This is a genomic window from Luteolibacter sp. (assembly GCF_058122085.1).
In genome coordinates this window covers 1-2,642 of sequence record NZ_JBIKBQ010000204.1, presented here as the reverse complement: position 1 = coordinate 2,642, position 2,642 = coordinate 1, and the positions used below count along the sequence as shown (strand labels likewise).

The 2,642-nt window shown below is 60.0% G+C and carries 4 protein-coding genes; 2 read left to right on the top strand and 2 right to left on the bottom strand.

Annotated features, from left to right (window positions below; translation table 11 throughout):
- A partial coding sequence (locus AC4DF4_RS18565; protein ID WP_490049585.1) for an antitoxin occupies positions 1-243 on the bottom strand: 243 nt, incomplete at its 3' end.
- A gap of 326 nt (positions 244-569) precedes the next feature.
- Between AC4DF4_RS18565 and AC4DF4_RS18560 the strand changes: the two genes are divergently transcribed.
- Both AC4DF4_RS18560 and AC4DF4_RS18555 read left to right on the top strand, forming a co-directional pair.
- Positions 570-923 (top strand): hypothetical protein, encoded by a 354-nt coding sequence (locus tag AC4DF4_RS18560; protein ID WP_490049584.1) that lies wholly within the window; start codon positions 570-572, stop codon positions 921-923.
- Between the two features lie 127 nt (positions 924-1,050).
- Positions 1,051-1,371 (top strand): hypothetical protein, encoded by a 321-nt coding sequence (locus AC4DF4_RS18555; RefSeq protein WP_490049583.1) that lies wholly within the window; start codon positions 1,051-1,053, stop codon positions 1,369-1,371.
- 47 nt (positions 1,372-1,418) lie between these two features.
- Here the strand turns inward: AC4DF4_RS18555 and AC4DF4_RS18550 are convergent, their stop codons facing one another.
- Positions 1,419-2,504 (bottom strand): 3'-5' exoribonuclease YhaM family protein, encoded by a 1,086-nt coding sequence (locus AC4DF4_RS18550; RefSeq protein WP_490049582.1) that lies wholly within the window; start codon positions 2,502-2,504, stop codon positions 1,419-1,421.
- Positions 2,505-2,642 lie beyond the last annotated feature (138 nt).

Sequence of the window (2,642 nt, the reverse complement as noted above, 5' to 3'; positions counted from 1 at the left end):
ACTGCGAGTGCTTTCTTCATCGGCGGCGATGTCGCGAAGGGTTTCCAAGGGCACCTTGATGCCGCCCGCATCGACGCGAGGAAGCGTCCAAGCACCGCTTGCTGGCTCAGTGCTTGGGAAGCGGTCGAGAAACAACTCCAAGCCACGGCGGGTGACCCCGGCGAGGGAAAGCTCCCGTTGCGCGGCGAAGGCCTTGGCCCGCTGGTAAAGCTCGTCCGGGAGTTGGATCTGGGTGCGCGTCATGCTGTAAATCCTACATCACTCGGGGAGGGGGGCAACTCGCCGGTTTATGACCGCGCAGTCATGTGACATGGGATCTCGGCGATTCCCGGCTGCGACGGATCGTGGCAGTTTGGTTTCGTTCGCAACCTGACCATGAACCGCACCACCACCCACACCGCTCTTCCGGATTCCAATCTTCATCTCATCATTCGCCATCGAATCGACGTGCTTGGCAGGCAATTGGATGGCCTGCTGTCGCTCATCTGCAAGTGGGTCTTGATGCTCATCCCCGTGCTGTTCGCGGTGGCGCATATCGCAGCAACGGGGGAGACCTCGATTTCAAGGCGGTGGCAGAACTCAACCGCATGGAGGTTCCGAAGTATGACGCCAGTCTGCGGGCCTACTGGCTTCACCGTCAGGGAATCTATTTGGCGCAACTCCAGATTCTACTCTCCATGATAGGAGCCATGTTTCTGTGGGAGCGACGCGGACCTGATCGCAAATACTGGTCGCGGGCGCAATGGGTGGTGTTGCTCTGGATCATGACGGGCCTGCTCATTCGGATATGGCAGCCCAACCTCGTGAGCCTGGCCCAGCGACTCTTGTATTTCGGATTCTACCTCTGGATGCTGATCATCGTGCGGGAGATCGAACTCGGAAGAAGACACCTCGACATAAAAGCTGAAACGCTGAAAAGCTGAGAAGCTGAAATGGAGAACATCGCGCACAGCCAAGGCATTTCCGGGACTGAGAGGCAAAGTGCGGCGGTCATAGACGCGCCGCTACAATCCTGAAATTCACGACGGTCACAGACACGCTGCTACAATCATGAAATTTGAACCCCCATTTGACCGCAGGCATTTCGACAGACACACCGCACCGCCGTGTGGGCGGAGTCCGGATGGGGTGTGGATCCTTTCCGCCGACGATTTACCGATTCTCCCGATCCCGAAGCAAGCGGTGGTGACGAAGGATTTCATCGAATTCGACGGCTGGGTGTTTCCGCTCCCGTATGTCACGAAGAGCCTGCTGGTGTGGCTTCAGGCGACGTTTATCCGCTGGACGAAAGAGGATGACAGCGAGAAGAACAAGGAGTGGATCAATGGCCTCGTGAAGGCTTTTGAGGATGGCGTGGCGGGAAGGCTTTGAGTCCACTGCCACGAAGCGGTTGCCACAGCCCGCGACGGAAACTTATCTCAAGGTTGGTCAGCGGGTTCATCTTCCTCCTCTGAAACAGCAACTTGCGACGCAGGTGGCGGCGGGATGAAATTTGCCAGCGGGCGCACCAGATTCGTCGGCAGCGGAAAGACTCGGTCGTAAATGCCGGGGGCGATCTCAGTCGCTTGCGAGTAGGCGTCGCGGAGCATTTCCATCTTCGCGTCGAGGTTGTCGATGTAGTGAAGGGCGAAGGCTTCCGGCGTGCGCGGCAGCACGGGCGAGCCGAATTCAAACTGCCCGTGGTGGCTGCCGATGAGGTGCAGCAGGTGCAGGCGGGTCATCTCGGTGGACGGCTTGAGCGACTTCCATTCCTCCGCATCCGGGCTGGCGAGGAGGTCGTTCCAGAGCTTGTTGACCAGCTCGATGCCGAGCGGGATGTGGCCTAACATTTCGCCGTGGATGCTGTGGATCTGGCCGAAGCCGTCTTCCGGGTAGGAGTTCTCCCAGAGTTTCCCGCAGTCGTGGAAGAGCACGCCGGTGAGGATCAGGTCGCGGTTGAGCTCGGGGTAAACCGGGCACAGCGCGGCGGCGGAGCGCATCATCTGGGCGACGTGCTCGACGAGGCCGCCGCGGCGGGCGTGGTGGTTCTTTTTCGCGGCGGCCGTGCGGCGAAAGCGGTCGCCCATTTGCGTGAGGAAATTCGCGCAAAGCCCGCGCAGGCGGGGGTCGCTGAGGGAGTCGCAGAAGCGCTGGATGTCGGCGTAGTCGCGCTCCTGTTTTTCGCGGGTGGCGGGATCGCCGGCGAGGAAGTTGGCGATCGCGGTGTCATCGAGGTGATGCCAGGCGAGGTGGTTCGGATTGACGCCGTATTGGTTCTGCGTCCACTCGCCTTCGAGGCGGACGATGGTGTTGTCGGCGAGATTCTCCGCGGCGTCGTAGATCGGCGAGTCCGACCAGATTTTCAGGGAGAAATGGCCCGTGGCGTCGGCGAAAACGAGTTCCAGATAGGGTTTCCCGCCCTTGGTGGTGCGGGCGTTGCGGGACTGGAGCTGGGCATGGATCGCGGCGTGGATGGGGATTTCCCCGGCTTGTTCTTTGATGGCGGCGATGGTGATAGGGCTCACGGGGAGGAAGTGGGTGGTTGAGAGTTGATGGAATGAGGAAGAGTGGCGGATTCGATTCTTCCTATCAACCCTCAACTCACCCGTGCAATACGTGCGGCAAGCGGAATGCTTGGAAATTGCTTTTGGGATGAAGGCCGC